This is a genomic window from Nocardia cyriacigeorgica, assembly GCF_010868145.1.
GTDB classification, from domain to species: Bacteria; Actinomycetota; Actinomycetes; order Mycobacteriales; family Mycobacteriaceae; genus Nocardia; species Nocardia cyriacigeorgica_D.
The window spans coordinates 1-285 of record NZ_JAAGUY010000085.1 but is presented as its reverse complement, the minus strand read 5'-3'; the positions used below and the strand labels follow the sequence as shown (position 1 = coordinate 285).

1 pseudogene is annotated in these 285 nt (G+C 70.9%); it reads right to left on the bottom strand.

From position 1 onward, the window contains the following. Positions 1 to 285, bottom strand: a pseudogene (locus tag GV792_RS28855) (esterase family protein); the annotation flags it as partial.

Genomic DNA, 285 nt, shown 5'->3' with positions numbered 1-285 from the left:
CGCCCAGGGTGGCCATCCGCACCTGGAAGGCACGGGTATTGACCAGCGCGAGCGCCTCCAGCGCCATACCGTTGAGGGTGCCGACGCTCGGGCCGTCGGAGGCGGTCGGCAGGCCACTGGCGGCCGACACCCACAGGCGGGTGTTGTTGGCGATCAGGCGCGGCGCGAAGACGAACGGGTCCATGCGCAACCACTTGGGATCCCACGGCGCGGCCATGGAGTCGACGTTGTAGCCGCCGGCGTCGATCATCGCGACGCGGATCGCCTCGCGCATACCGGGTGCGG